At 65.7% G+C, this 24,264-nt stretch carries 26 protein-coding genes and 2 pseudogenes; 13 read left to right on the forward strand and 15 right to left on the reverse strand.

Annotated elements, in window-relative coordinates; genetic code table 11:
- Nucleotides 1–101: 101 nt before the first annotated feature.
- Nucleotides 102–938, reverse strand: coding sequence for an EAL domain-containing protein (locus tag CRJ03_RS12485; RefSeq protein WP_104019271.1), 837 nt, complete (start codon nt 936–938; stop codon nt 102–104).
- 96 nt (nt 939–1,034) lie between these two features.
- Here CRJ03_RS12485 and CRJ03_RS12490 point away from each other — a divergent pair, with 96 nt between their 5' ends.
- Nucleotides 1,035–1,601: a DNA-3-methyladenine glycosylase I gene (locus CRJ03_RS12490; RefSeq protein ID WP_104019272.1), complete on the forward strand. Its 567-nt coding sequence runs from the start codon at nt 1,035–1,037 to the stop codon at nt 1,599–1,601.
- Between the two features lie 462 nt (nt 1,602–2,063).
- Here the strand turns inward: CRJ03_RS12490 and CRJ03_RS12495 are convergent, their stop codons facing one another.
- A complete protein-coding gene (locus tag CRJ03_RS12495) occupies nt 2,064–3,020 on the reverse strand; it encodes a transketolase (protein WP_240611663.1) in 957 nt (318 codons plus the stop codon).
- 496 nt (nt 3,021–3,516) lie between these two features.
- On the opposite strand from CRJ03_RS12495, the pseudogene CRJ03_RS12500 reads away from it, so the two are divergent.
- Nucleotides 3,517–4,563 (forward strand): annotated as a pseudogene (locus CRJ03_RS12500) (transposase); the annotation flags it as partial.
- Here CRJ03_RS12500 and CRJ03_RS19920 read toward each other — a convergent pair.
- Together CRJ03_RS19920 and CRJ03_RS12505 are read right to left on the reverse strand one after the other, a co-directional pair.
- On the reverse strand, nt 4,564–4,716 hold the full coding sequence (locus CRJ03_RS19920; protein WP_165375311.1) for a hypothetical protein: 153 nt from the start codon (nt 4,714–4,716) through the stop codon (nt 4,564–4,566).
- Between the two features lie 81 nt (nt 4,717–4,797).
- Nucleotides 4,798–5,826 carry a GlxA family transcriptional regulator gene (locus CRJ03_RS12505; protein ID WP_104019213.1) on the reverse strand — a complete coding sequence of 343 codons (1,029 nt, stop codon included), beginning with the start codon at nt 5,824–5,826 and terminating at the stop codon, nt 4,798–4,800.
- A 108-nt stretch (nt 5,827–5,934) separates the two neighbouring features.
- Here CRJ03_RS12505 and CRJ03_RS12510 point away from each other — a divergent pair, with 108 nt between their 5' ends.
- The 8 genes from CRJ03_RS12510 (at nt 5,935) to CRJ03_RS12545 (ending at nt 14,594) form a co-directional block, all read left to right on the forward strand.
- Nucleotides 5,935–7,011: a class I SAM-dependent methyltransferase gene (locus CRJ03_RS12510; protein WP_104019214.1), complete on the forward strand. Its 1,077-nt coding sequence runs from the start codon at nt 5,935–5,937 to the stop codon at nt 7,009–7,011.
- A 125-nt stretch (nt 7,012–7,136) separates the two neighbouring features.
- Entirely contained in the window at nt 7,137–8,387 is a 1,251-nt protein-coding gene (locus tag CRJ03_RS12515; protein ID WP_206018363.1) for an MATE family efflux transporter, read from the forward strand.
- Between the two features lie 33 nt (nt 8,388–8,420).
- Nucleotides 8,421–9,155 (forward strand): methyltransferase family protein, encoded by a 735-nt coding sequence (locus tag CRJ03_RS12520; protein WP_104019216.1) that lies wholly within the window; start codon nt 8,421–8,423, stop codon nt 9,153–9,155.
- A 196-nt stretch (nt 9,156–9,351) separates the two neighbouring features.
- The gene (locus tag CRJ03_RS12525) at nt 9,352–10,725 is read left to right on the forward strand and encodes a pyridoxal phosphate-dependent decarboxylase family protein (RefSeq protein WP_104019217.1); all 1,374 of its coding nucleotides are present in this window, start codon (nt 9,352–9,354) and stop codon (nt 10,723–10,725) included.
- A gap of 23 nt (nt 10,726–10,748) precedes the next feature.
- Nucleotides 10,749–11,189, forward strand: coding sequence for a cupin domain-containing protein (locus CRJ03_RS12530; protein ID WP_206018364.1), 441 nt, complete (start codon nt 10,749–10,751; stop codon nt 11,187–11,189).
- A 545-nt stretch (nt 11,190–11,734) separates the two neighbouring features.
- Complete coding sequence (gene rlmN / locus CRJ03_RS12535; protein ID WP_104019219.1) at nt 11,735–12,922, forward strand: dual-specificity RNA methyltransferase RlmN; 1,188 nt, start codon at nt 11,735–11,737, stop codon at nt 12,920–12,922.
- The gene (locus tag CRJ03_RS12540; RefSeq protein WP_104019220.1) at nt 12,919–13,872 is read left to right on the forward strand and encodes an amidoligase family protein; all 954 of its coding nucleotides are present in this window, start codon (nt 12,919–12,921) and stop codon (nt 13,870–13,872) included. The genes rlmN and CRJ03_RS12540 overlap by 4 nt, the downstream gene beginning before the upstream one ends.
- The gene (locus CRJ03_RS12545; RefSeq protein ID WP_104019221.1) at nt 13,869–14,594 is read left to right on the forward strand and encodes a gamma-glutamyl-gamma-aminobutyrate hydrolase family protein; all 726 of its coding nucleotides are present in this window, start codon (nt 13,869–13,871) and stop codon (nt 14,592–14,594) included. The genes CRJ03_RS12540 and CRJ03_RS12545 overlap by 4 nt, the downstream gene beginning before the upstream one ends.
- Nucleotides 14,595–14,726: 132 nt before the next feature.
- Here CRJ03_RS12545 and CRJ03_RS20335 read toward each other — a convergent pair whose 3' ends face one another.
- Nucleotides 14,727–14,945 (reverse strand): hypothetical protein, encoded by a 219-nt coding sequence (locus CRJ03_RS20335; RefSeq protein ID WP_240611667.1) that lies wholly within the window; start codon nt 14,943–14,945, stop codon nt 14,727–14,729.
- On the opposite strand from CRJ03_RS20335, the pseudogene CRJ03_RS12550 reads away from it, so the two are divergent.
- A pseudogene (locus CRJ03_RS12550) lies at nt 14,844–15,585 on the forward strand (MBL fold metallo-hydrolase). The gene CRJ03_RS20335 and the pseudogene CRJ03_RS12550 sit on opposite strands and share 102 nt — an antisense overlap.
- Nucleotides 15,586–15,589: 4 nt before the next feature.
- Here CRJ03_RS12550 and CRJ03_RS12555 read toward each other — a convergent pair.
- On the reverse strand, nt 15,590–16,099 hold the full coding sequence (locus CRJ03_RS12555; protein ID WP_104019274.1) for a peptidoglycan-binding domain-containing protein: 510 nt from the start codon (nt 16,097–16,099) through the stop codon (nt 15,590–15,592).
- 40 nt (nt 16,100–16,139) lie between these two features.
- Nucleotides 16,140–16,511, reverse strand: coding sequence for an OB-fold nucleic acid binding domain-containing protein (locus CRJ03_RS12560; RefSeq protein ID WP_104019222.1), 372 nt, complete (start codon nt 16,509–16,511; stop codon nt 16,140–16,142).
- Between the two features lie 132 nt (nt 16,512–16,643).
- Here CRJ03_RS12560 and CRJ03_RS12565 point away from each other — a divergent pair, with 132 nt between their 5' ends.
- Nucleotides 16,644–16,967: a 2Fe-2S iron-sulfur cluster-binding protein gene (locus tag CRJ03_RS12565; protein ID WP_104019223.1), complete on the forward strand. Its 324-nt coding sequence runs from the start codon at nt 16,644–16,646 to the stop codon at nt 16,965–16,967.
- Between the two features lie 4 nt (nt 16,968–16,971).
- Nucleotides 16,972–17,667, forward strand: a complete 696-nt coding sequence (locus tag CRJ03_RS12570; protein WP_129590280.1) for an FG-GAP repeat domain-containing protein — start codon at nt 16,972–16,974, stop codon at nt 17,665–17,667.
- A gap of 43 nt (nt 17,668–17,710) precedes the next feature.
- Here the strand turns inward: CRJ03_RS12570 and CRJ03_RS12575 are convergent, their stop codons facing one another.
- The 8 genes from CRJ03_RS12575 to cyoE form a co-directional block, all read right to left on the reverse strand.
- A complete protein-coding gene (locus tag CRJ03_RS12575; RefSeq protein ID WP_104019224.1) occupies nt 17,711–18,298 on the reverse strand; it encodes a GNAT family N-acetyltransferase in 588 nt (195 codons plus the stop codon).
- Entirely contained in the window at nt 18,298–19,560 is a 1,263-nt protein-coding gene (locus tag CRJ03_RS12580; RefSeq protein WP_104019225.1) for a M16 family metallopeptidase, read from the reverse strand. The genes CRJ03_RS12575 and CRJ03_RS12580 overlap by 1 nt, the downstream gene beginning before the upstream one ends.
- Nucleotides 19,557–20,945 (reverse strand): threonine synthase, encoded by a 1,389-nt coding sequence (thrC, locus tag CRJ03_RS12585; protein ID WP_104019226.1) that lies wholly within the window; start codon nt 20,943–20,945, stop codon nt 19,557–19,559. The genes CRJ03_RS12580 and thrC overlap by 4 nt, the downstream gene beginning before the upstream one ends.
- On the reverse strand, nt 20,942–21,625 hold the full coding sequence (locus tag CRJ03_RS12590) for an SURF1 family protein (protein ID WP_104019276.1): 684 nt from the start codon (nt 21,623–21,625) through the stop codon (nt 20,942–20,944). The genes thrC and CRJ03_RS12590 overlap by 4 nt, the downstream gene beginning before the upstream one ends.
- Nucleotides 21,626–21,710: 85 nt before the next feature.
- Nucleotides 21,711–22,514: a cytochrome c oxidase subunit 3 gene (locus CRJ03_RS12595; RefSeq protein ID WP_104019227.1), complete on the reverse strand. Its 804-nt coding sequence runs from the start codon at nt 22,512–22,514 to the stop codon at nt 21,711–21,713.
- Between the two features lie 25 nt (nt 22,515–22,539).
- A complete protein-coding gene (locus CRJ03_RS12600) occupies nt 22,540–23,121 on the reverse strand; it encodes a cytochrome c oxidase assembly protein (protein ID WP_104019228.1) in 582 nt (193 codons plus the stop codon).
- Entirely contained in the window at nt 23,121–23,285 is a 165-nt protein-coding gene (locus CRJ03_RS19925) for a cytochrome c oxidase system small membrane protein (protein WP_164989249.1), read from the reverse strand. The genes CRJ03_RS12600 and CRJ03_RS19925 overlap by 1 nt, the downstream gene beginning before the upstream one ends.
- Entirely contained in the window at nt 23,282–24,244 is a 963-nt protein-coding gene (gene cyoE, locus CRJ03_RS12605) for a heme o synthase (protein ID WP_104019229.1), read from the reverse strand. Before cyoE ends, CRJ03_RS19925 begins: the two co-directional genes overlap by 4 nt.
- Nucleotides 24,245–24,264 lie beyond the last annotated feature (20 nt).

Raw genomic sequence — 24,264 nt, forward strand, 5'->3', positions numbered from 1 at the left:
CCTCCTCCGGGATGGGCTGGCGCTTCGCGCCAGTGTTCCGGCGCGTCATAACGCAAGTGCTGCGTCGCGGCAACGGTGGTGGCCTTATGCCGCAGCCGGTTTCAGCCGGTGGCCTGTGCAAACCCGGTATCGAGCCAGGGCGGGCGCACCGTGGGCGCGCCGAAATAATAGCCCTGGAGACAGTCGAGCCCGAGCGCCGTCAGATAGGCGGCGTCATCCGCGCGCTCGACGCTTTCGGCGACGGTGACCATGTCGAATTGGCGCCCGATGCTCAGCAGCGCGGCGGCGAGCACCTGGTTGTCGGCACTGGTGGCGATGCCGCGAATGAACTGCCCGTCGATCTTGAGGACGTCGAAGAAGAAATCCTTGAGAAATCTGAACGATGTGTAGCCTGCGCCGAAATCGTCGAGGGCAAAGCCCACGCCCTTGGCCTGCAACTCGGTCATGAAGCCGATGACCAGCTCGGGCACCAGCATGGCAGAGCTTTCGGTGATTTCGAGGATCAGCCGCTCGGCGATGGTGGGATCGCGCGACAGCCCCTTGCCCAACGTGCGCATCCAGCGGCGATAGCCGATGGAGCGCGCCGACATGTTGATCGACAGCCGCAGGTCGGGGTATTCGGCGAGGGTGGCGAGCCCCTTTTCCAGCGCGAGGCAGTCGATGATGCGCCCGCTCTCGCGCGTTTCCACCTGGGTGATGAACTCGCGCGCGGGGATCACGCGGCCGGTTTCGTCGGTCACGCGAATCAACCCCTCGTAGAAGGCCGGGCGGTCCGTTTGTCCGGCGGTAACCACGGGCTGAAAGGCAAGCAGCACCTGGCGGTGGCGGATCGCCGCCTCGACCATGTCGATCACCGATCGGTCGCGGGCAGAGACGGCATAGTTGAGCGGGCTGTCATGCCCGGCGGGGATATCCGCCCATTTTCCCTTGCGCCCCATGCCGCCCTCCGATTCCATCTGCGCTTGCAGGGTGCGCGTCCGGCCTTAAGGATCGTTTAAAGCGCGCATTTGAACGATTTGCACCGGGAGGGCGGCATGGAACGCTGTGACTGGGCGGGCGACGACCCGCTCTACATCACCTATCACGACACCGAATGGGGCGTGCCCGAGCGGGACAGCCGCGCGCTGTGGGAGACGCTGGTGCTGGAGGGGTTCCAGGCGGGGCTGAGCTGGATCACCGTACTGCGCAAGCGCGAGAATTTCCGCGCGGCATTCGCGGGGTTCGACCCGGACGTGATCGCCGGATGGGGCGAGGCCGAGGTGGCGCGGCTGCTGGATGATCCGGGCATCATCCGCCACCGCGGCAAGATCGCGGCCACCATCGGCAACGCCCGCGCGTGGCAGGAGGTCGAGGCGGAGCAGGGCTTTGCCCGCTACATCTGGGATTTCGTGGACGGCAGGCCGGTGCAGAACCGATTCGCGACCCTCGCGGAGGTGCCGGCCGATACGGACATTTCCCGTAAACTTTCGAAGGACCTGAAACGCCGCGGCTTTCGCTTCTGCGGGCCGACGATCACCTATGCGTTCATGCAGGCGGCGGGGCTGGTCAACGATCACCTGGTGGGGTGCCCCTGTCACGACAGGGTGGCGCGGCTGGGGTGAGCGAGGGGTGTTGGGGCGGTGAAAGGGGACTGTGGACGACCGGAGGCAGCCCAAGCGGACCCTCATGCAAGGTGCAGCATGAGACGGACCACCGACAAGGATGGCGGAGACCGGAGCTTCGCTGCTTTCGCGAGCCCGTCATGCCGCAAAGTTGAGAGCCGACATCCAGATGACTTCGAAAGCGGGTTTCGCTCTGCAGCAATTTCCAAGATGTCGAACCCAGCTTCAAGTTCCACTTTTCATAGGACCGCTTCACCCTGTTCATTCTGCGCGGTCCAACCGAGATCAGGACGCGGCGATTGTGCACGGCACCCAAAAGCTGCTGTTCCCGGCGATTGGCTTGCAGGCCATGCTGGACCAACCGCTCCGTCGCTCTCGTCGAGTGGCGTCAACTCTGTTAAACATGCGTTCCAGCATTCACGTCATGCTGAGACTGTCGGGAATTGGTCTTACCGCACCGGATCAGAAGGCCGACCGTACGATCCGGATCAGTTGCAACGTCTCAAAGGCGCTGTCCTGCAACGTCACCAGTTCGCCATTCACAACGGCATAGTTGTATCCCGGCTCCGGCGTCGGCAGCGAGTAGGTCTGACGCAGTTCGTCTTGCGTCAGCGCCGCCGTGGGCGCGATACGCTGCCCTGCCGGCAGATTTTCGACCCTGCCCAGATCATAGATCCCCAGCAACGATTTGTTATCCTCATCGGTCAGCAGCACCGGTTGACCGTCGATCAATGCATAGCGTCTGCCCGCAGGCGCGGGACGCAGTCCGTAAAGCGATGCGATCTGGCTTGAACTGAGCAACAGATTGTCATCGTCGAGCACGATGTCCTGACCCAGATAGTCGAGACGCTGCTCGAGATAAATTTCGTCAAGTCGATCGTGGTCATAGGAGACCCATTCGTCATAGGTCACGCCTTTCTTGGCAAGGCCGGGAGGCACGCAGGGCGGATCTTTCTTGGCCAGGCCTGGGGGGCAGTTGCGATAGGTCAGCAGGCGGTCCTCGGGCACGTCGGCAAAGATGATGTCGGGGTCCAAAAACGCGGGCGGCGTGGCGCCAAGCAGCACGCTCATGTCACGGCCTTCTGGTGCGCGCTCGCGCAAGATCGCGTCAGAGTCGCGCACACGGTCGTCCTTGGACCGCTTGACCTTCGCCTTGATCTTGTCGCGCTTGTTTTTGTCCTTGGCATCCTTGTAGGGCTTGTCATCTTTCCCAGCGTGCTCGTTGTTTTTCCTCTTCTCATTCTTGGCCTTGCCGTTGCCGTTGCTCTTGTTGTCCTTGATATTGACGATTTGAGCGTCCTGGGGCGCTGGCGCGGTCAGGGCGGAAGTCGCGGACCCGGGAAGCGCGACCCGCGCTTCGAGTGTGGGCGCGGTAACGCAGGCAAGGATTGTCGCAACGGCGAGGGGTGCGTGTCTCATTGTCGGACCTCCATATCAGGGTGAAGGATCACGCGCGCTGCGCTGATCCCATTTCGGTGGGACGGGGTGAACAGTTCATCGTTCCATGCCTTGCGGACGAACAATTCATGCTTCGCCAAAGGTTAGAACCAACGCCCGCGGCCATACCAACCGCCTCCACCGAGCAAGGCAATGACAAGAACGATGATGAGGATTGTGGTCAAGTCCATGAACTTCTCCATTGGGTGCTTTCGCGGCAATCGCAGCTTAGAATGAGCAATGCATCTCGCACGCTTGGCAGTCCGCTTACATTACACCCCAGTACGCAGGCCCGCCCTAACCTGGAGCAGCGCAGAAGCCTTAAATTTTCTTCTCCGAAGATGGATTGTCAGAATGGCGTCTCAACGAAATGCTGTTTGACTTGTGAATGGCAGCACTGCGGAAGCTGCACCGCAGCGTCAGATCGACCATCGAACGGCATCTGTGGGTGGCTCCTGCATTGCAAGAGTTTTTTGGCAATTTCAGCGGTCGTTTTCGTCAGTACTGTCGTCTGTCCGGCCTGTTTGCGCGGTGCATCGAAGAGGGCTTGGTCAGCGGCCAGCGCATGGCGGTGGATGCCAGCCTGATCGAGGCGGACGCGAACAAGCAGAACTCGACGCCGAAGGACGACTGGGACGCGGCACGGATCGACCCGGCCGATGCGCCCCGCGCGGTTCGCGAGTATCTCGACACACTGGACGAGGCCGCGTTCGGCGCCGCCAGCGAGGTCAGGCCCAAGTTCACCTCGCATTCCGACCCGGCCAGCCAGTGGACCGCAGCACGCAAGGGGCCGGCATTCTTCAGCTATTCCGACAACTACCTGATCGACACGGATCATGGCGTGATTGTCGATGTGGAAGCCACGAGGTCGATCCGGCAGGCGGAGGTCGGCTCGACACGCACAATGCTGGACCGGGTGAAGGCCAAATTCGATCTGCATCCCGAACGCCTGATCGCGGACACCACCTATGGCACCGGGCCGATGCTGGGCTGGCTGGTCGACCGCAAGATCGCACCGCATATTCCGGTCTTCGACAAGTCTGGCCGCAGCGATGGCACCTGAAGCCGGGCGGATTTCGAATGGGACGCAGAGAACGACCAATACATCTGCCCCGAGGGACAGACACTGAAGCAGTTCCGCCGGAACTATTCCGACCCGAACCAGGGGCCGACCATTGAAGGTCGGGCCAAATACCGCGCGCTAAAACTGACCTGCCAGGCCTGCCCATCGAAACAGCAGTGCTGCCCGAACGCCGATGCCAGATCCATCACCCGCGAGGAACACGAAGACGCCCGCCAGGTCGCCCGCGACATCGCCAGGACAGAGCAATACGCGGTCTCTATGAAGCTCCGGAAGAAGGTCGAGATGCTCTTTGCCCACCTCAAGCGCATCCTCGGCTTGGGGCGGCTCCGACTACGGGGACCATGCGGCGCAAACGACGAATTCCTGCTTGCCGCAACCGCCCAGAACCTCCGGAAGCTGGCGAAAATCCTTCCCGCACCGCAGCAAACACAGAAAACCTGATCAGAAAGGCGCTTGCGCACTCTTCAGGTCGCCATTTTCTGCGGCAGCAACACGTTGTTTTTCCCCAGAATCCGCGGAAAGTGTTAATTCGCTGCGCAATTCATCAACGTCTGCTTTCACTTCCCCGCTTCGAAATCCAAGGGCCAGCGCCATCACAATTAGTGTGTACTTATGGGTACGCAGCCGCGGCCACGCACTACGTTTTGGTCGGCCGTCTGCGAAAACAATATAGTCTCAGCCCCTGCCTCCGAGCAGACGCAGCTTGGAGAAACGCTGCCGGTAGCGAGCAGGCGTGACGCCGACGCGGCGCTTGAACAGGCGACGGAAGAAATTGGGATCCTCGTAGCCGACCTCTATCGCCACCTGGTCGATGGCCGCCTCGGTTGTCTCCAGCAGATGCTTCGCCTCCTCGATCCGCATGGTCTGCACATATTCCATCGGGGTGGAGCCCGTCGCCGCACGAAAGCGGCGCATGAAGGTGCGCTCGGCGAGGCGCGACTGTTCCACCATCGCGGCCACGGGATTGGCACGGTGATAGTTGTCGGCGATCCAGCCCTGGATTTCCGAGATCACGGCATCATCGTGCCGGCGGGGACGTTGGACACCGGCAAATGGCAGTTGGCCCTCCGAATGGTCGCCGAACAGAAATATCTTTGCGATACGCACGGCCTCGGCTGGGCTGCAGAACCTTGCGACAAGATAAAGGGCGAGTTCTTCCCACGCGGTCGCGCCGCCGCCGGTGATGATGCGGTGCTCGGGACCGGCGGGGACGAGAATCTTCTGCGCCGCGAGCCGCACCTCAGGGTAATTATGCCGCAGCAGGTCCGCGAGCGACCAATGCGTTGTTGCCTCGAGACCATCGAGAAGCCCCGCCTCGGCCAGAACGGCGGTCCCGGTGCAGACCGAACAGACCGTGGCGCCGGCTGCGTATCTCTCGCGCAGCCATTCGATCTGGCGGGTCCAGAGGCCCGCGAACGGCCTGTCGGGGTCGAGCACGAGGTCCGTCACGATGACGATGTCGGCCTCTCCCATCGCCTCGTGCGGCGTGATCGCAAGACCGTAGGCCGTCTCGACCGGTGCGCCATCTGCGGTAACGATGCGCGGTGTCATCAAGGGCACGTCCGAGGGCTCGCCGGTCAGCTGCTCCCAGGTCCGGCCGGCTGACAGGAATACCTCGTAGAGACCGTAGATCGCCGCCGGCGTGCTCTCGGGAAGAGCGACGAGGGCAATCCTCGGGCCGGCAGTCTTTTTTTCAATGTTCATGGCCAAGAATGGCAGGATCAGCCCGTTCTTGTCCAGTTCGGCCCTTACCGGGTGCCCTTGCAGGAGGCTATCGGCAAGCGATCAGACCGCTGAACGGGAGCATTAGACATGACAGCAGAACTTCAGAACATCTCCGCCACCACCTCCGAGCGTTTCGCCGAGACGATTGCGGGCATCATCAACCAGGGCGCCGTCGCCGTGTCACTTTCGCTGGGCCACAGGACGGGCCTTTTCGACACGATGGCGCGCATGGCGCCGGCCGGGAGCCTCGAGATCGCCACCGCGGCCGACCTGGCCGAACGCTATGTCCGTGAATGGCTCGCCGTGATGGTGACGGGCGGGATCGTGGACTACGACCCCGCGACCTCACGCTACCACTTGCCCGAGGCGCACGCCGCCTGCCTCACCCGTGGTGCGGCGCTCGGCAACCTCGCTGTCTACGCGCAGCATGTGGCGCTGATGGGTGAGATTCAGGACCGCACCGTCGCGTGTTTCGAGACCGGCGAGGGGACGGAGTACGGCGAGTACCCGTGCTTCCACCAGATCATGGCCGAGGACAGCGGTCAGACTGTGGCGGAGGCGCTCTTCGACCACATCCTGCCACTCGCGCCGGGTATCGAGGCGCGGCTGGCGCAAGGGATTGAGGTGTTGGACGCCGGCTGCGGCCGGGGCCTCGCGCTGATCGAGATGGCGAAGCGCTATCCCGAAAGCCGGTTCACCGGCTACGACCTCTGCGGCGATGCCATCGACTGGGCGCGCGCGGCAGTCCGTCGGCTCGGCCTCGACAACGTGACCTTCGAGGCGCGGGACCTGACCGGATACGCCGAGCCCGGGCGCTTCGACTTCGTCACCTCATTCGACGCGATACACGACCAGAAGGACCCCGAGGGTCTAATCCGCGGCCTCAAGGCCTCGCTGAAGCCCGGCGGGACCTATCTCGTCCAGGACATTGGCGGGTCGGCGCGGCTGGAGAACAACCTCAACTTCCCGATGGCCTCGTTCCTCTACGCGATCTCGCTCACACACTGCACGCCAGTCTCGATCGGACAGGGGGGCGAGGGTCTCGGGACCATGTGGGGCTGGGAAACCTGCGAGGCGATACTGCGCGGCGCCGGCTTCGTCGAGGTCGACCGCCATGTCCTGCCGCATGACCCGATGAACGTCTGGTTCGTCGCGCGGTCCTGAAGCGCGCCTGGGGCCTCTCAAAGAAAGAGAGTACGATGATCGACACCGCTCTTGCGGGCGCGCCTCCGCGCCCGACCTCTGCTCTGCGTGCCGAAACTGGCGCCTTTCTCCGACTTGCCGGACCCATGACGCTCGTCGCGCTCGTCAACATGGCCATGAGCGTAACCGACACGCTGATGGCGGCGAGATTCGGGCCCGCAGGCCTCGCCGCCGTCGCGGTCGGGAGCGACTTCTACAGCATCGTCTTTGTCTTCTCGGCCGGATGCATCGGCGGGCTCGCGCCGCTTTATGCCGCTGCAGCCGAGGCGCAGGACGAAACGTCTCTCCGCCGCCTGCGAGCCGCCGGATGGATGCTCGCCGTGCTGCTCGCCTTCGTCGCCGTGCCGTTGGTCTGGGCGGCACCCGATTATCTCTGTTGGCTGCGGATCCCCGAGGCGCTCCTGGAGGACGGGCGCGGCTACACGCAGGCCATTGCCGCGACGCTCGTGCCAATGCTTTGCGTCGCCGTCCTGCGCAACCGCCTGATGGCGCTGGAGCGTCCCGGCCTGATTGTCCGCGTCACGGCCTGCGCCGTTCCGGCAAATGCCGCTCTGAATTGGCTCCTGATGCACGGGGCGGGCGGCTGGGACGGGCTCGGGATCACCGGGCTCGGGGTTTCGTCGCTGATCGTGGCCACAGGCACCGCCGCGGCGCTTGGCCTCGTCTGCCAGCGAGCGGGCGACCGGCGGGGCGACATTCGGGCTATCGCGGAACTGCGCGAGGCGTTGCGCCTCGGCCTCCCCATCGGCTTCACGATGCTCGCGGAACTTGGCGTCTTTCTCGGAGCCACGCTTTTCGCCGCGCGCTTCGGAGTAGAGGCGGCGGCAGCGCATGCCCTCACGATCCGTCTTGCCGGCCTCGTGTATGCCGTGTCCATCGGGCTTCAGCAGGCGGCGACGGTCCGTATGGCGCGCAAGGCAGAGGCGGGAGATCGGCAGCTTCCCTTCTCGGCGGGAACGCGGCTGGGCCTTGCAGCGGGGGTCGCCCATGCGTCGATCCTCGCGGCGCTGGCATTTCCGCTCGCGAACGCCGTCTTCGACGATCCCGCCACGGCGGCCATTGCGACCGGACTGATCCTGCTCCTCGCGCTCTCGGAACTGCTCGTTCCGCTTGGTGCGGTGGCGGCAGGTCTCATGCGGGGCCTGAAGGACACCCGGATGCCCATGGTCTTCTCGCTACTCGGCAACTGGGGCGTGACGCTTCCACTGGCGCTCCTGCTGACGGCGGTCGGCCTCGGCGTCACGGGGCTTTGGATCGCGCTGGCCGCCGGCACGCTTGTGGCCTGCGTTCTCACCACGCTCCGCCTGCGGCGCCACCGCGTGCCGCAGCCCGCCTGACCACCAACCGAACCGGACCGAAAGGACCGAGCCATGCGCCGCAAGATCCTTATACTTCTCTACGCCATCGGCGGCTACCTCGCCGGGCTCGCCAGCATTGCGCTGATCGTCACCTTTCTCGCCGACCTCCCCCTGCCGTGGGCAATCGACGTGGGCGAGCCCGGCGCCTTCTGGCCCTCTGTGGCCATCAATCTTGCGCTTCTCTGGGGCTTCGGCCTGCACCATTCCACCACAGCGCGGCGCTGGTTCAAGAGACACTGGACCCGGCTGATCCCGCCCGCGCTGGAACGCGCCACCTATCTCTACATGACCGCCGGCATGTCAGTGCTTCTCGTCTGGCTCTGGCAGCCGATCCCGGCGACGGTCTGGCACCTGCGCGATCCGCTGGGCGCCGGGCTTCTGTGGGCGACGTATCTCGCGGTCTGGGGCCTGATGTTCAGCGCCACCTTTCCGATCGGTCACTTCCGTTTCTTCGGCCTTGCCCAGGCATGGGAGCAGGTGAGGGAAGCGCCTGCACAAGAGGCAGGTTTCACCGGACGTTGGCTCTACGGAGTGATCCGCCATCCAATCAGTCTCGGCTGGATGCTCGTCCCATGGATCACGCCGCACATGACCATGGGCCAGCTCATCTTCGCGATAGGAGCAGCACTCTACGTCCTCGTCGCAACGATCTTCGAAGAAGCCGATCTCGTTGCGGAATTGGGGGAGACCTACCGGAACTATCGCACGCGTGTTCCTGCGTTCCTGCCAATTCGCAAGCCTTGGTAGTGCCGGTGTAGTGCCGGTCAAAACTGGCCGTCACGATCCCGACCCCGCGCGCCGCAGCCATCAATGGCGCCTCCCACATGGGACCGATTACCCACGCGCATCCCGTGGCCACGCAAATATCGTCATTCGGCGACCACGAAGAGACCGAGCGCACCCGCGCAGCCTGAAATGAGAACCGAGAAAGGGACTTCCCAAAATGACTACGCAAGACCTGCTGACTGATGCGCAAAATCGCGCGTTCAACTATATCTCAGAAGCGCCAAATCGGCGGGTATTTCCCACTGACCGCGCGCTCGACGACCTTGCCGCCCTTGACGAGCACCTTCCCGAGGCTGGAACCGACGCTGCCGACACGCTTGCGCTTCTCGACAGAATAGGTTCACCGGCCACTGTCGTATCGAACGGACCGAACTACTATGGCTTTGTCGTCGGTGGCACATTGCCGGTGGCGCAGGCTGCCGATTGGCTCACCTCCGCGTGGGACCAGAGCGCAACAGTGCCTCTGGCGGCGCCCTCTGCCCATGCGATCGAAACCATTGCAGGGCGGTGGGTTCTCGACGTGTTGGACCTTCCACGAGATGCGATCACCAATTTCGGAACAACGTCTGGTGCCTCGGCAATTTCCTACCTTGCCGCGGCTCGTGGTCGGCTGCTCGGGCGCGCCGGCTGGAATGTTGAACGGGACGGGATGAACGGCGCGCCCCGACTGCGAGTCATCCTGTCCGAACGCATACATGTCACTGTGATCAAGGCACTGCGCCTGCTTGGCTTTGGACAGGACCAACTCGTGCGGGCGCCTGTTGACAGCTCAGGCCGTGTTGATCCGGCGCGTTTGCCGACGATGGATCATCGGACCATCCTGTGTCTTCAGGCGGGCGAAGTGAACACTGGGGAATTCGACCCTTTCGACCGCCTTGTTCCGCGCGCCAAGGCCGCCGGCGCCTGGGTGCATGTTGACGGCGCATTCGGTCTCTGGGCACGGGCCACGCAAGCGCGCAAGCATCTCACAAAAGGCATCGAGGGCGCGGACAGCTGGACTGTGGATGGTCACAAGTGGCTCAACACGCCCTACGATGGTGCCATAGCAATATGTCGGGACAGTGAAGCGCTGTATGCCGCAATGAATGCCGATGCGTCCTATGCGCCCTCCAATATCGATGCGCCTGCCAACAAGGGCCTCGAGTTCTCGCGCCGCGCGCGCGGAATTCCGATCTGGGCCGCGCTGCGCACACTTGGGCGCAACGGGATCGACGACATGATGAGCCGGCATTGCGACTTGGCCCGGCAACTTGCATCGGAGCTTCGCGCCAATGACTTCGAGATCCTCAATTCGGTGCAACTGAACCAGGTGCTTGCACGGCTCGATAGCGACGACAAGACGCGCGTGCTAATCGAGGCCGCCGTGGGCACCGGGAAAGTCTGGTTTGGCCCGTCGAGCTGGGAAGGCCGCGCCGCATTTCGGATCAGCATCACGAACTGGCAGACGCGCGAGGAGCACATTCGGGAGCTCGTCGGGGTTCTCAAGGCCGCGAAGGCTCGAGTGGATGATGAAGTGACGGTGTCTAGATGAGATTGTCCCCTTCCGTCGCGAGCATGGCGGATTTCGGCATCTCTTTCAAAACGATTACACGAGCAAGGAATGAACCCATGCAGATAATCCGAAACCCGGTTCGTATTCGCGCCGCCGGCGAAGTCGAGAAGTCCATTTTCGAGTATGCCGGCCGAATGAGCGGCGCGACCGGCCTCTCTGTCGCCCGGATGGAAAGTCCGACCGGTTGGTCCGAACCGGGCCAGCGCCCGGATTTCAGGGAGATCACGATTGTGATTTCCGGCGCGCTGCACGTCGAAACCGAGACAGCGACAGAGGTCCTCCGCGCCAGCGAGGCGATGATCTGCGAAGCTGGGGAATGGGTGCGCTACAGCACCCCCGAGGCACCGACAGAATACGTAGCGATCTGCACCCCGGCATTCGCACCGCATCTGGTCCACCGAGATGCTGAGACCGTCACGACAACCGCAGGAATCGGGTCGTGAGAAATTCTACGCAACCTTGAACGCTGACGAACAAGCAGCCTAATCATTGAACCATGAACTCTCCGGCAGACCCGGGGCGGTTCAACCCGAAAGAGTACGAAAAACTGGGATTACTGGCTTCGAGAAAAGGTAACGAACGCGATGGCGACCGGTAGCTTTACGCGTCGCAGCAGACGTTTGCTAGCGAAGGCGTGAAGGTCGGCTATGGGTCGGTCACGTTCTGATGGGCGTCTACACTTCGAAACTTTGCAAACTCCGCTCCCTGCGCAAACCCTACCTTCATCGCACACGCAGCAAGCGCAGGCTGGGTGCCAATCCCCTCACCCGGCGGCACGGACAATGGTGGGCTTCCCCCACCCTACGGCCTAGATCCGGCCTGTTACGGACCCTGGGGACAGTGCCCTGTAGCCGCCCGGGGGGATGTTTGTGAGGTCCGCGAGAGACAGGCAAGCGCTGGGGGCACTTCCCCCTCTCCAGCACAACGCCTGTTTCGGAATCGCCTTTGATGCCCTATATGACATGCCATTCCGACCACAGGACGCACCATGACCCAGACCGCACCGATCACGCAGGACGTGCTGACCATTCCCCGCAAGGCCCCGGACGGCCCCGTCAACATCGTCGGGCTGACGCGCGAGGGGCTGCGCGCGGCGTTGATCGACGCCGGAACCCCCGAGAAACAGGCCAGGATGCGGGTGAACCAGATCTGGCAGTGGGTCTATCAATGGGGGGTGCGCGATTTCCACGCGATGACCAACCTCGCCAAGGCCTATCGCGCCGACCTGGCAGAGAAATTCGTGATCGAGGTGCCAGAGGTGGTCAGCCGGCAGGTGAGCGCCGACGGCACGCGCAAATACCTCGTGCGGATCGCGGGCGGGCACGAGGTGGAGGTGGTCTATATCCCCGAGACGGATCGCGGCACGCTGTGCATCTCGTCCCAGGTGGGCTGCACGCTGACCTGTTCGTTCTGCCACACCGGCACGCAGAAGCTGGTGCGCAACCTGACCGCCGGAGAGATCGTCGGGCAGGTGATGCTGGCGCGCGACGACCTCGATGAATGGCCCAAACAGGGCGAGCCCGCGGGCGAGCGGCCCCGCCTCATCAGCAATATCGTGCTGATGGGCATGGGCGAGCCGCTCTACAATTTCGAGAACGTCCGCGACGCCATGAAGATCGCGATGGATGGCGAGGGGATATCGCTGTCACGCCGCCGGATCACGCTCTCGACAAGCGGTGTCGTGCCGGAAATCGCGCGGACCGCGCAGGAAATCGGCTGCCTGCTCGCTGTCAGCTTCCACGCCACCACCGACGAGGTGCGCGACAAGCTGGTGCCGATCAACAGGAAGTGGAACATAGAGACGCTGCTGGGGGCCCTGCGCGAGTATCCGCGGCTCAGCAATTCCGAGCGGATCACCTTTGAATACGTGATGCTCAAGGATGTGAACGACAGCGACGCCGACGCGCGCCGGCTGGTCAAGCTGATCGCGGGTATCCCGGCCAAGATCAACCTCATCCCGTTCAACGAATGGCCCGGCGCGCCGCATCAGCGCAGCGACTGGGAGCGGATCGAGGCGTTCGCGCATATCCTCTACAAGGCGGGTTACGCGAGCCCCATCCGCACCCCGCGCGGCGAGGATATCATGGCCGCCTGCGGACAGCTCAAATCCGCCACCGAGCGCGCGCGCAAGCCGCGCCGCGAAATCGAGGCCGAAGCGGGAGCGACCCGCCCTTGACCGGATTCGCGCCGCTGCCGCAGCCCCTGAATGCCGAGGGCGAGGCGCGCCGCGTGGGTGTCGAGATCGAGCTGGGCGGGCTCGACGAGGCGCGCGTGGCGCGGATCGTGGCCGACCGGCTGGGCGGGCGCGCCGATCAGGAGGACAGCCATATCTGGGCTGTCCGCGAGAGCGGGATCGGCGATGTCGCGGTCTATCTCGACATTTTCCTGCGCAAGGCACAGAAAAGCCGGCTGCGCGACCTGGCGCTGGACCTGGGCCGCGAGGTGGTGCCGGTCGAGATCGTCACCGAACCGCTGGACATGGACGGGCTCGCGCGGCTCGACGGTCTGCGCGACGCCCTGCGCGACGCCGGTGCGCAGGGCAGCGGCGCGGGGCTCGTCTTCGGCTTCGGCGTGCATTTCAACATCGAGGTGGCGAGCGGGGCCGATGCCGACACGGTGCGCCCGCTGCTGGCCTATGCGCTGATCGAGGACTGGCTGCGCAGTGCCTACCCGATCGACGAGTCGCGCCGCCTGTTGCCGTTCACCGACCCCTACCCCACCGATTTCGTGCGCGCGCTGATCGAGGCGGGGCCGGGGGCGGCGCGCGATCACGTCACCGGGCTGTACCTGGAGCTGACACCGAGCCGCAATCGCGGGCTCGACATGCTGCCGCTCTTCGCGCATTTCGACGGCCCCCGCGTCGCCGCCGCGATCACGGACAAGACATCGGCACGGCCCGCCTTTCATTTCCGCCTGCCCGATTGCCGGATCGACGAGGCCGACTGGTCGCTGGCCCGCGAATGGTGGCGCTGGGTGGCGGTGGAGCGGGTGGCGCGCGACGATGCGCTGCTCAGGCGGCTGGCGGATGCGTGGCTCGACGATCACGGGCTGGTGACGCTGTCGCGCCAGCACTGGGCGGCGCGCGCCGGGCGCATCCTGCTGACGGCAGGGATCGAAACCGCATGACCCGAACCGCGCCGCGCCCCGTGATCGGGGTCACCGTTTCGCGCCGCTCGGGATGGCGCATCTACCCGCTGATCGCGCTCAACCTTTGGCTCGCGGGCGGGTGCCCGCGGCGCTGGCAGGCCGGGCGCGAGACCGAAATGGGCGCGGTCGATGGCGTCATCATCGGCGGCGGCGACGATATTTCGCCCGATCTCTACGGCGGCCGGATCGTGACCTCGGCGCGGCTCGATCCCGCGCGCGACGCGCTGGAGCGGGGCGTGGTGCTCGATGCCTTCGCGCGGGGGATGCCGGTGCTGGGGATTTGCCGGGGCAGCCAGATGCTCAACATCGCGCTGGGCGGCACACTGCACCAGGACGCCTATGCCACCTACGAGGCGAGCGACCACCGCCGCACGATCCTGCCGCGCAAGGAGGTGAACATCGTGCCCGGCACGCGGCTGGCGCGGCTGGCCGGGACCGAGCCGATGAAGATCAACGCGCTGCACAGCCAGGCGGTCGACGTGCTGGGGGACGGGCTGCGGGTGGCGGCGCGGGATCGCGGCGGCATGGTGCAGGCGATCGAGCGGGTCGAGGAGCCGTTCGCGCTGGGGGTGCAGTGGCACCCAGAGCACCTGTTCTACGCCCGCCGGCAAATGGGGATTTTCCGCGCGCTTGTGGCCGCCGCGCGCGCGCGGCGCGCCAAGGCGGCGCAGCTTGCCGGCGTCGATGCCGAGGCGGACTGAGCGCGGGATCGAACGCCGCCTTGGGGCTGTCCATCATGCTCCTGCCTGATGGCAACGATACGTGACAGCCCGATTCGCACATCCCCGCCACTGCGCAGCCGCAGTAAGAGGCGGGCGCGGGCTGACGCCACGTCAAACCGTGCTATCCTTTGCCCGGACCAGAGGAGACGCATGATGATCCGCCTTGCCCTTGCCCTGATCCTGCTCGCCGCCGGTGCCACCGCGCAAGAGCGCCGCCCCAGCCATTGCATCGCCCTCGCAGATGCCGCGCCGGGGCTGCACTACCTGCACGCGGCCAGCTTCCGCGACCCGCTGCCCGATCACACGGTGCGCATCCACTACGTCAGCCACGCCTCGTTCCTGATCCAGGCGGGCGGGTTGTCGGCGGTGACGGACTACGCTGGGTTTCTCGGCAGCGTCGGGTTCACCCCCGACGTCGTGACCATGAACCACGCCCATGCCACCCAATTTCACCTCCGATCCCGATCCGGCGATCCCCCATGTCCTGCGCGGCTGGGGCCACTTCGGCGAGGGGGTGGAGCATCACCTCGATCTCGGTGCGATGCTGATCCGCAACGTCTCCACCGATATTCGGCTGGGCAGCGGCGGGCGCGAGCCGCTCGGCAACTCGATCTTCGTGTTCGAGGCCGAGGGGCTGTGCATCGCGCACCTGGGACACCTGCACCACGAACCGACCGAGGACCAATACGCAGCCCTGGGGCGGATGGACGTGGTGATGGCGCCCGTGGATGGCGGCTATACCATGGCGCTCGACGCGATGATGGCGGTGCTGCGCCGGATGGAGGCGAGCATCGTCATCCCGATGCACTGGTTCACCGACGCCGGGCTGGCGCGGTTCCTCGCGGGGATGGAGGATGAATTCGCCATCCACCGCCCCGGCACCAGCGAGATCGAGGTCTCGCTGCGCAGCCTGCCCGACCGGCCCACCATCATGGTGCTTCGTCCCGGCTGGCTGCGCGCCGGTGAGTGATGCCTCATTCGGGGCGCGGCAGGGCGACGAGACCCAGCGCGCGGGCGCTCGCAAGCGAGAGGATATTGCTGTCGAGCCCATGTTCCGCCTGGTAGCGGCGGACAGCTTTGCGGGTGCGCGCATCCATCCGCCCCGTCACCGGCCCGGCATGCAGCCCCCGCGCCATCAGCGCGCGTTGCAGCGAGGCGATGAAATCGGGCGTCCGGTCTTGCGGGCAGGGCGTCTCGATCCAGCGCACGCGCCGTTCCTCGATGATCGACTGCCGCGTCTCGGTGGCATAGCGCGCGGGCGTGACGATGCGGCCATCGGCGGCGGTGACGGCGGGGGCGGTCTGAACCTGCTCGGTCACGGTCTCGACCACGGCGGGCGAGACCTGCTTGCCCCAGCAGGTGCCGGGGGGCGCGCCGGGCGGCGCCTCGGCTAGGCCCGGCGGCGGCACGAGCGCGTGCGGCACGGGCTGACAGGCGGCAAGCGCGAGGATCAGCGCGGCGGCGGGGAACGGGCGGCTGGGCATGGGCGGCGGATCGGTCCGGATCAGGGCTGTCACGGCGAGTCTAGCCGGTTTGCCCCGGCGGGGGAAGCGGCGCGGCGTCCGCATCCGCCAGCCGGTCGAGCAGGTCAGAGATATCCTCGATCTTCTCGGCCACGAGATGGATCACGCCGGCCTGCCGCTCTACCCGTCCCGTCACCCGCAGCAGCCGCCCGGCGATCACCGCGCGGCGAAACCGCTCGAACAGCTTGCGCCAGACGATGACGTTGATCACCCCGGTCTCGTCCTCGAGCGTGAGAAACACCACGCCGCGCGCCGTGCCGGGCCTCTGGCGCAGGATCACCAGCCCCGCCACCGCCACGCGGCCCCCCGCCGGGACCTCGGGCAGGCGGGCAGCGACGAGCGCCGCGGGCGGACGGGGCAGGTAGGGACTCATGAGAACAGAAATAGAACAAATACCTGTGGCCGCAACTCTTTTTCATGCGGCACGGCAAAAATGGTCTGGCCTCGGGCCGGGCGGTTGACTAGGTAGCCTGTTGAACTGCTGTCAAAGGGAGAGTCCCGCATCATGGCGAAAATCACCTATATCGAGCATAACGGCACGCGCCACGAGGTCGAGGTGGCCACCGGACTGACGGTGATGGAAGGCGCCCGCGACAACGGCATCCCGGGCATCGAGGCCGATTGCGGCGGCGCCTGCGCCTGCTCGACCTGCCATGTCTACGTCGCCCCCGAATGGGTGGAGAAACTGCCGCCCCGCGACGACATGGAAGAGGACATGCTCGATTTCGCCTACGAGCCCGACCCCGAACGCTCGCGCCTGACCTGCCAGCTCAAGGTGAGCGACGCGCTCGACGGGCTGGTGGTGCAGATGCCCGAGCGCCAGATCTGAGGCGATGCGCGGCCTTGCCCTGATCGCCGCGCTGCTCCTGCCCGGCACGGCGGCGGCACAGGCGATCACGGCGGCAAACTACACTGACCCCACCGACCGCTACGGCCACCGGGTGCTGGGCGCGGGCGGCGAATGGGGCGCGCTGACGCTCAATCTCGATGACGGCACCACGCGCCGCGTCACCCTGCCCGACACCCTCGTGTTCGAGGATATCGCCCCGCGCCTCGCCGATCTCGACGGCGACGGCGCGGCAGAGGTGATCGTGGTGGAATCGAGCCTGCGCGAGGGCGCGCGCCTCGCCGTCTACGGCCCCGGCGGACGCATCGCGGCGACGCCGCATATCGGCAGGCGCAACCGCTGGCTCGCCCCCGTCGGTGCCGCCGATCTCGACGGCGACGGGCATGTCGAGATCGCCTATATCGACCGCCCCCACCTCGCCCAGGTGCTGCGCGTCTGGCGCTTTCGCGACGGGGCGCTGACCCACGTGGCCGATGCCTCCAGCCTCACCAACCACAAGATCGGCTGGGATTTCATCCCCGGCGGCATCCGCCACTGCGGCGATGCGCCCGAGATGATCACCGCGGTCTCCGGCTGGTCGCAGATCGCGGCCACACGCCTTGACGGCGGCGCGCTCATGAGCGCCCCCATCGCCGCCTATCGCGGCCCCGAAGACCTCGACGCCGCCCTCACCTGCCCCTGATCTTCTTCTTGGATCAAATACCCAAGACCACGCCGTTCCCCGGTCATCCCGCGTCGGTCCGCCCCCGCCGGTCCGCCCGCAGCGCGGCATAAAGCACATGGGTCCGCCAGCGCCCGTTGATCTGGAGATAGCTCTGCGCCACGCCCTCGTACTTGAAACCGCATTTCTCCAAGAGCCCCCGCGACGCCGCGTTCTCGGGCAGGCAGGCGGCCTCGATCCGGCTCAGGTCGAGCCGCCCGAAGGCGTGATGCACCACCCCCGCGATGGCCTCGGCCATGTAGCCCTGCCGCGCATGGGCCGCGCCGATCCAGTAGCCGAGATTGCCGGATTGCGCCGGGCCGCGCCGGATGTTGTCGAGCGTGATCGCCCCCAACAACACCCCGTCCTCGCGCCGGAACAGGAACAGCGGCAGCGCGCTGCCCCCCGTGATCGCCCGCTGCGCCCACCACACCCGGTTGGAAAATCCCTTGCGCGACAGGTGATCGTGGGCCCATGCGGGCTCCCACGGGATGAGGAATTCGGCGCTCTCGGCGCGCAGGCTGCTCCAGTCGCGGAAATCCGCCATCACCGGCTGGCGCAGGGTCAGACGCTCGGTCTCGATCCTGGCGGGCCGGCGTGGCAGGAGGAACATCAGGCCGCGCGCCTCGCGTCGAGGGTGGCGATGTCCGGCGCACCCGCCACCGGGCCATAGAGCGCCAGCGCCGAGGGCGCGTGCGCCACCGTGGTCTCGGCCACCCGGCGCACATCGCCCAGACTGACCGCGTCGATCCGTTCGACCACCTCGGCCACGTCCGGCACACGGCCCCAGATCTGCAACATCCGCGCCAGCCGTTCGGCCCGGTTGCCGGGGCTCTCCAGCCCCATCAGCAGCCCGGCCTTCATCTGCGCCCGCGCGCGCTCGATCTCGGTCTCGCTCATGTCCTCGGCCGCGCGCTTCATCTCGTCGATGGTGATCGTTGCCAGATCACCGATGGCATCGCCGGAGGTGCCCGCGTAGATGGTCATCATGCCGGTATCGGCATAGGCCCCGGCCTGCGCAAAGATCGTGTAGCACAGCCCGCGCCGCTCGCGCACCTCCTGGAACAGCCGCGACGACATCGACCCGCCCAGCGCGGTGGCATAGATCTGCGCCGCGTGGATATCGTCATGGGCGTAGTCCGGCCCCTCGAAGGCCAGCGCCATGTGCGCCTGTTCCAGCGCCTTCTCGCGCCGCACCTCGCCGCCCTGGAACCGCGCGCGCGGGGCCTCGGCCACCGGCGCGGGGGCCATGTCGCCGAACATCCCTTCGGCCAGCCGCACCAGCGCGTCGTGATCCACCGCGCCTGCGGCGGCCAGCACCATCTGGCCGGGACGGTAATGGCGATCCACGAACCCCTCCAGATCAGGCCGGGCAAATCCGCGCACCCGGTCCTCAGGGCCCAGAATGGTCCGCCCCAGCGGATGATCGGGATAGGCGCGCTCCTGCAACCAGTCAAAGATGATGTCGTCGGGCGTATCGAGCGCCTGCCCGATCTCCTGCAGGATCACGCCACGCTCCACCTCGATCTCGCGCGCGTCAAAGGCCGGGTTGCGCAGGATGTCGGCCAGCACATCGGTGGCAAGCGGCACGTCGTCCTTCAGCACCCGCGCGTAATAGGCCGTCACCTCGCGCGAGGTATAGGCGTTGATATAGCCGCCCACGTCCTCGATCGCCTCGGCGATCTGCACCGCGCTGCGCCGCGCCGTACCCTTGAACGCCATGTGCTCCAGGAAATGCGCGATGCCGTTCTGCGCGGCCTCCTCGTTGCGCGCACCGGCCAGCACCCAGACGCCCACGGCCGCCGATTGCAGCCCCGGCATGGCCTCCGACACGACGCGGAATCCGTTGGAGAGGGTGGTCAGGTTGACACTCAATTGGCGATCCGTTCCTTGATTAGGGTCTCTATGGCGCGCAGGTCGTTGCCGACCCGCGTCACACGTTCTGCGCGGTCATACAGGTCCGCCATACGCTCGGGCAAGGGGGCGTGAATGCCGCTCGCCTCTTCCACCGCTGCCGGAAACTTCGCCGGGTGCGCGGTCGCCAGCGTGATCATCGGCACGCCGGGGTGGCGATGCGCCTCAGCCACGTGCACGCCCACTGCCGAATGGGGACAGAGCAACTCTCCGCTGCGCTCCCAGGTCGCGCGGATCGCGGCGCGGGTCTCGTCCTCGTCGGCGCGCCCGCTCTCGAACGTCTCGCGCAGCGCCTGCAAGGCACCCTGACTGACCGCGAAACCGCCCGCCTTCAGCTCGTCCATCACCTGCGCCACGGCGGCACCCTCCTGCCCGTAGGCATAGTAGAGCGCGCGCTCGAAATTCGAACTCACCTGGATATCCATCGACGGGCTGATCGACGGGACCACCCCGTCGGGCCGATACTCCCCGGTGCTGAGACACCGATGCAGGATGTCGTTCTGATTGGTCGCCACCACCAGCCGGTCGATGGGCAGCCCCATTTGCCTGGCGATGAATCCCGCGAAAATATCCCCGAAATTCCCCGTCGGCACGGTGAAACTCACCTTGCGGTCCGGCGCACCAAGGCTCACCGCAGAGGTGAAATAATACACCACCTGCGCCAGCACCCGCGCCCAGTTGATGGAATTCACACCGGCCAGCCGCACGCCATCGCGAAACTCGAAATCATTGAACATATCCTTCACGCGCGCCTGCGCGTCGTCGAAATGCCCGTCGATGGCCAGCGCGTGCACATTGCTCTCACCCGGCGTGGTCATCTGCCGCCGCTGCACCTCGGATACACGGCCATGCGGGTAGAGGATGAACACGTCCACCGCATCCAGCCCCCGAAACGCCTCGATCGCCGCCGATCCGGTATCGCCCGAAGTGGCCCCCACGATGCACACGCGCCGCCCCGAGCGCGTCAATGACGCCTCGAAAAGCTGCCCGATAAGCTGCATCGCGAAATCCTTGAACGCCAGCGTCGGTCCGTGGAACAGCTCCAGCAGGAAGTGCCCGCTGTCCAACTGCTTCAAAGGCGCCCGCGCTGCGTGGCCAAACCCCGCATAGGCCCGCGCGATGATCCCGCGAAACTCGTCGTCGGTAAAGGCATCGCCGATGAACGGCCGCATCACACGGAACGCGGCCTCCTCATAGCTCACCCCCTCCAGCGCGCGGATATCGTCGGCGCTCATCTGCGGAATGCTCTCCGGCAGATACAGCCCGCCATCGCGCGCCAGCCCCGTCAGCATCGCCTCTTCAAAGCTCAAGCCGGGCGCCTGCCCCCGCGTCGAGATATACCTCATTGCCCTGCCCCTTTCGCGGCGCGCCGCGCCCGCCAGATGAAAGCCCCGGTCATCGCCGCCCAGATGACGGCCAGCGAGAACCACGTGATCGCGTAACTCAGGTGATCATTCGGAATCCCGCCCGTGTCTACCGGCAGCGGCGTCACGCCCTGTTCCGGCGGCGACACATCGCGCGCCACGACCAGAACCGGCTCGGTCTCCAGCACCTCGGCCATCTGCGCGATGTCGCGCGCGAACCAGGTGTTGCCCGCCACGTCGTTCTCGGGCGTGGAACTCAGCCGATCATCGGGCCAGTGCAGGTTGCCGGTGACGCGCACCTCGCCAGAGGTTTGCGGAATATCCGCCGCCACCTTCACGAAGCCCCGGTCCAGCAGCACCCGCCGCCCGCCCGTGTCCAGCGCCGAGATGAGCCGATAGCCCGCGCCCACCTGCTTGCGGCTCACCAGCACCCGCAGCGTGCGCGCCCCGATCCTCCCGGTCACCTCGACCGGCAGGTAGCGGTCGGCCTGCGGCTCCGCCTCGTCGGGCAACGCCACCGGCGCGGCCGAAATCCGCGCCTCGATATCGGCGAGGATACCCTCCTTCCATGCCAGCCGGTCAAGCTGCCACTTGCCCAGGCCCAGCAGCACCGCCACACCGGCAATGCCGAAGATGAGAGGAACGATCAGGGTCTTTCGCATGATCCACACTCAAAAGGAAAATGCGGGGACGGCCCCCGCATCTTCATCTTGCCAAAAATATCCGCGCTTGCCAGGCGAAACCCCGTCAGCCGCCCCAGATATAGACCGCGGCGAACAGGAACAGCCAGACCACGTCAACGAAGTGCCAGTACCATGCCGCCGCCTCGAACCCCACATGCTGCTCGGGCGTGAAATGACCTTTCAGCACCCGCAGCAGGCAGACGAACAGAAACACCGTGCCGATGACCACGTGCGCGCCGTGAAAGCCCGTCGCCATGAAGAAGTTGGCCCCGTAGATATTGCCCGAGAAGCCGAACCCGGCGTGGCTGTATTCATAGACTTGGAACACCGTGAACAGCGCCCCCAGAACGATGGCGATGATCAGGCCCCATTTCACGTCCTGCCGATTGTTCTCGTGCACCAGAGCATGGTGCGCCCAGGTCGCGGCACAGCCCGAGCACAGCAGGATCAGCGTGTTGATGAGCGGCAGGTGCCAGGGGTCGAAGGTCTCGATCCCCACGGGCGGCCAGATCCCGTCGGCATAGCCGGGCGCGTCGCCGCCCATCGGATACATCGCGTGCTTGAAGAAGCTCCAGAACCACGCCGAGAAGAACATCACCTCCGACATGATGAACAGGATGAAGCCATAGCGCAGCCCGATGCGCACCACCGGCGTGTGATCGCCGGTCTGCCCTTCGTGGACCACGTCGGTCCACCAGCCGAACATGACGTAAATCACGCCGACCAGCCCAGCGAGAAGCATCCAGGGCCCGCTGTCATGGAAAAACAGCACCGCCCCGAACAGCATGACGAACCCCGACAGCGCGCCCAGAAGCGGCCATATGGAGGGGTGCAGGATGTGGTAGTCGTGATTCTTGGTATGTGCCATCTCGGTCTCTTCCCTCGTCACAGGCTCAGTTCAGCGTTGTACCGTCTGTTTCCCCGGACGCAAGCGCCGCGTGGTTTTCCGGCAGGTCGATCTCGTGGAATGTATAGGACAGCGTGATCGTGTGGACATACTGCCCCTCGCGGTCGTCCACGATCTCGGGGTCAACGTAGTAGGTCACCGGCATCTGCACCCGCTCGCCGGGTTGCAGCACCTGCTCGGTGAAGCAGAAGCAGTCGATCTTGGTGAAAAACCCGCCCGCCTCGTAGGGCGTCACGTTGTAGTTGGCGCGCCCTGCCACCACGCGGTCGGTGGGGTTGTAGGCCTCGTAGAAGGCCAGACCCGTCTCGCCGATGCGAATCTCCATCTCGCGCTGCATGGGCTTGAACTCCCACGGCATGCCGCGCTCGCGGCTTGCGTCGAAGCGCACCTTGATGGTCTGGTCGAGGATGTCCTCGCTCGCCACGTCCGACACGCCGGTGACCCCGCCAAAGCCGGTCACGCGGCAGAACCAGTCGTAGAACGGCACCGAGGCCCAGGCGAGCCCGCCCATCAGCACCACCACGCCCACAAGGCGGGTGACGGTCTTTGTCTTCGGATCGAGCGCCATCAGTTCCCCTCCCCCTGCTGCGTCGGCACGCTGAAATCCTCGTTCGAGACCTTGGCGATCGTCAGCCCGAAGACCAGCGCCACGAATCCCGCCAGCACCAGCCCCAGCCCGAGGTTGCGCCCGAACCGGCGCTTGTGCAGCTCGTGTTCCTCGCGAAAGCTCATGCCCAGCCCCCGAAACCGAGGCCCCCGAGGCCCAGCCCCGCCAGCGCCGCCTCGGCGAGGATGGCGGTGAAATGCGCAAAGAGATACCACAGCGACAGCCGGAAGGCGCGCTTCTCCACGCGGTAATCGTCGGCCTCCGCCATGTCTTCGTCGCGCCGCCAGATCGCCACCGCGTCGCGCAGGAACAGCGCGTTGAACACCAGCGCCACGATCAGGTAGACCGGCCCGCCGATCCCGGTGAACGCCGCGCCCACGGCCATCAGGGCCAGCAGCACGGTATAGACGAGGATATGCAGCCGGGTTGACTTGCGGCCATGCGTCACCGTCAGCATCGGCACGCCCGCCCCGTCGTAATCGCCCCGCATGAACAGCGCCAGCGCCCAGAAATGCGGCGGCGTCCACATGAAGATCAGCGCGAACATCAGAACCGATTCGATGCTCACCGTCCCGGTTGCCGCCGCCCAGCCGATCATCGGCGGAAACGCCCCCGCGGCACCGCCAATGACGATGTTCTGCGGCGTCCAGCGCTTTAGCCCGACGGTGTAGATCACCACGTAAAAGAAGATGGTGAAGGCAAGGATCGCGGCGGCCAGCGCATTGGTGGCAAGCCACAGCATCACCACCGCGAACGCCGCCAGCGTGATGCCGAATGCAAACGCCTCGTCGCGCGTCACCTTGCCCGCCGGGATCGGCCGCCTGCGCGTACGCCTCATCAGCGCGTCGATATCGGATTCCCACCACATGTTGAGCGCGCCCGCGGCACCCCCGCCCACGGCAATGAACAGGATCGCGGCCAGCGCCTCCACCGGGTGCAGCGCGACCGGCGCGGCCAGCAGCCCCACCAGCGCGGTGAACACCACCAGCACCATCACCCGCGGCTTCAACAGCGCGAAGAAATCACCAAAGCCGCCCTCTCCGGGCTGCGCGGTGCTGGCTTGGTGAAGGCTCGCGTCGCTCATATCTTGCTCATTCTCTTCGC

The organism is Roseovarius nitratireducens, assembly GCF_002925845.1.
Classification (GTDB): Bacteria; Pseudomonadota; Alphaproteobacteria; order Rhodobacterales; family Rhodobacteraceae; genus Roseovarius; species Roseovarius nitratireducens.

What these genes read in the sequence shown, in the direction of transcription:
- CRJ03_RS12485 (WP_104019271.1), bottom strand. Translation starts at nt 938, where the DNA reads ATGGGGCGCAAGGGAAAATGGGCGGATATCCCCGCCGGGCATGACAGC.
- CRJ03_RS12490 (WP_104019272.1), top strand. Translation starts at nt 1,035, where the DNA reads ATGGAACGCTGTGACTGGGCGGGCGACGACCCGCTCTACATCACCTAT.
- CRJ03_RS12495 (WP_240611663.1), bottom strand. Translation starts at nt 3,020, where the DNA reads ATGAGACACGCACCCCTCGCCGTTGCGACAATCCTTGCCTGCGTTACC.
- CRJ03_RS19920 (WP_165375311.1), bottom strand. Translation starts at nt 4,716, where the DNA reads ATGGCGCTGGCCCTTGGATTTCGAAGCGGGGAAGTGAAAGCAGACGTT.
- CRJ03_RS12505 (WP_104019213.1), bottom strand. Translation starts at nt 5,826, where the DNA reads ATGAACATTGAAAAAAAGACTGCCGGCCCGAGGATTGCCCTCGTCGCT.
- CRJ03_RS12510 (WP_104019214.1), top strand. Translation starts at nt 5,935, where the DNA reads ATGACAGCAGAACTTCAGAACATCTCCGCCACCACCTCCGAGCGTTTC.
- CRJ03_RS12515 (WP_206018363.1), top strand. Translation starts at nt 7,137, where the DNA reads ATGACGCTCGTCGCGCTCGTCAACATGGCCATGAGCGTAACCGACACG.
- CRJ03_RS12520 (WP_104019216.1), top strand. Translation starts at nt 8,421, where the DNA reads ATGCGCCGCAAGATCCTTATACTTCTCTACGCCATCGGCGGCTACCTC.
- CRJ03_RS12525 (WP_104019217.1), top strand. Translation starts at nt 9,352, where the DNA reads ATGACTACGCAAGACCTGCTGACTGATGCGCAAAATCGCGCGTTCAAC.
- CRJ03_RS12530 (WP_206018364.1), top strand. Translation starts at nt 10,749, where the DNA reads ATGGCGGATTTCGGCATCTCTTTCAAAACGATTACACGAGCAAGGAAT.
- rlmN (WP_104019219.1), top strand. Translation starts at nt 11,735, where the DNA reads ATGACCCAGACCGCACCGATCACGCAGGACGTGCTGACCATTCCCCGC.
- CRJ03_RS12545 (WP_104019221.1), top strand. Translation starts at nt 13,869, where the DNA reads ATGACCCGAACCGCGCCGCGCCCCGTGATCGGGGTCACCGTTTCGCGC.
- CRJ03_RS12555 (WP_104019274.1), bottom strand. Translation starts at nt 16,099, where the DNA reads ATGCCCAGCCGCCCGTTCCCCGCCGCCGCGCTGATCCTCGCGCTTGCC.
- CRJ03_RS12560 (WP_104019222.1), bottom strand. Translation starts at nt 16,511, where the DNA reads ATGAGTCCCTACCTGCCCCGTCCGCCCGCGGCGCTCGTCGCTGCCCGC.
- CRJ03_RS12565 (WP_104019223.1), top strand. Translation starts at nt 16,644, where the DNA reads ATGGCGAAAATCACCTATATCGAGCATAACGGCACGCGCCACGAGGTC.
- CRJ03_RS12570 (WP_129590280.1), top strand. Translation starts at nt 16,972, where the DNA reads ATGCGCGGCCTTGCCCTGATCGCCGCGCTGCTCCTGCCCGGCACGGCG.
- CRJ03_RS12575 (WP_104019224.1), bottom strand. Translation starts at nt 18,298, where the DNA reads ATGTTCCTCCTGCCACGCCGGCCCGCCAGGATCGAGACCGAGCGTCTG.
- thrC (WP_104019226.1), bottom strand. Translation starts at nt 20,945, where the DNA reads ATGAGGTATATCTCGACGCGGGGGCAGGCGCCCGGCTTGAGCTTTGAA.
- CRJ03_RS12590 (WP_104019276.1), bottom strand. Translation starts at nt 21,625, where the DNA reads ATGCGAAAGACCCTGATCGTTCCTCTCATCTTCGGCATTGCCGGTGTG.
- CRJ03_RS12595 (WP_104019227.1), bottom strand. Translation starts at nt 22,514, where the DNA reads ATGGCACATACCAAGAATCACGACTACCACATCCTGCACCCCTCCATA.
- CRJ03_RS12600 (WP_104019228.1), bottom strand. Translation starts at nt 23,121, where the DNA reads ATGGCGCTCGATCCGAAGACAAAGACCGTCACCCGCCTTGTGGGCGTG.
- CRJ03_RS19925 (WP_164989249.1), bottom strand. Translation starts at nt 23,285, where the DNA reads ATGAGCTTTCGCGAGGAACACGAGCTGCACAAGCGCCGGTTCGGGCGC.
- cyoE (WP_104019229.1), bottom strand. Translation starts at nt 24,244, where the DNA reads ATGAGCGACGCGAGCCTTCACCAAGCCAGCACCGCGCAGCCCGGAGAG.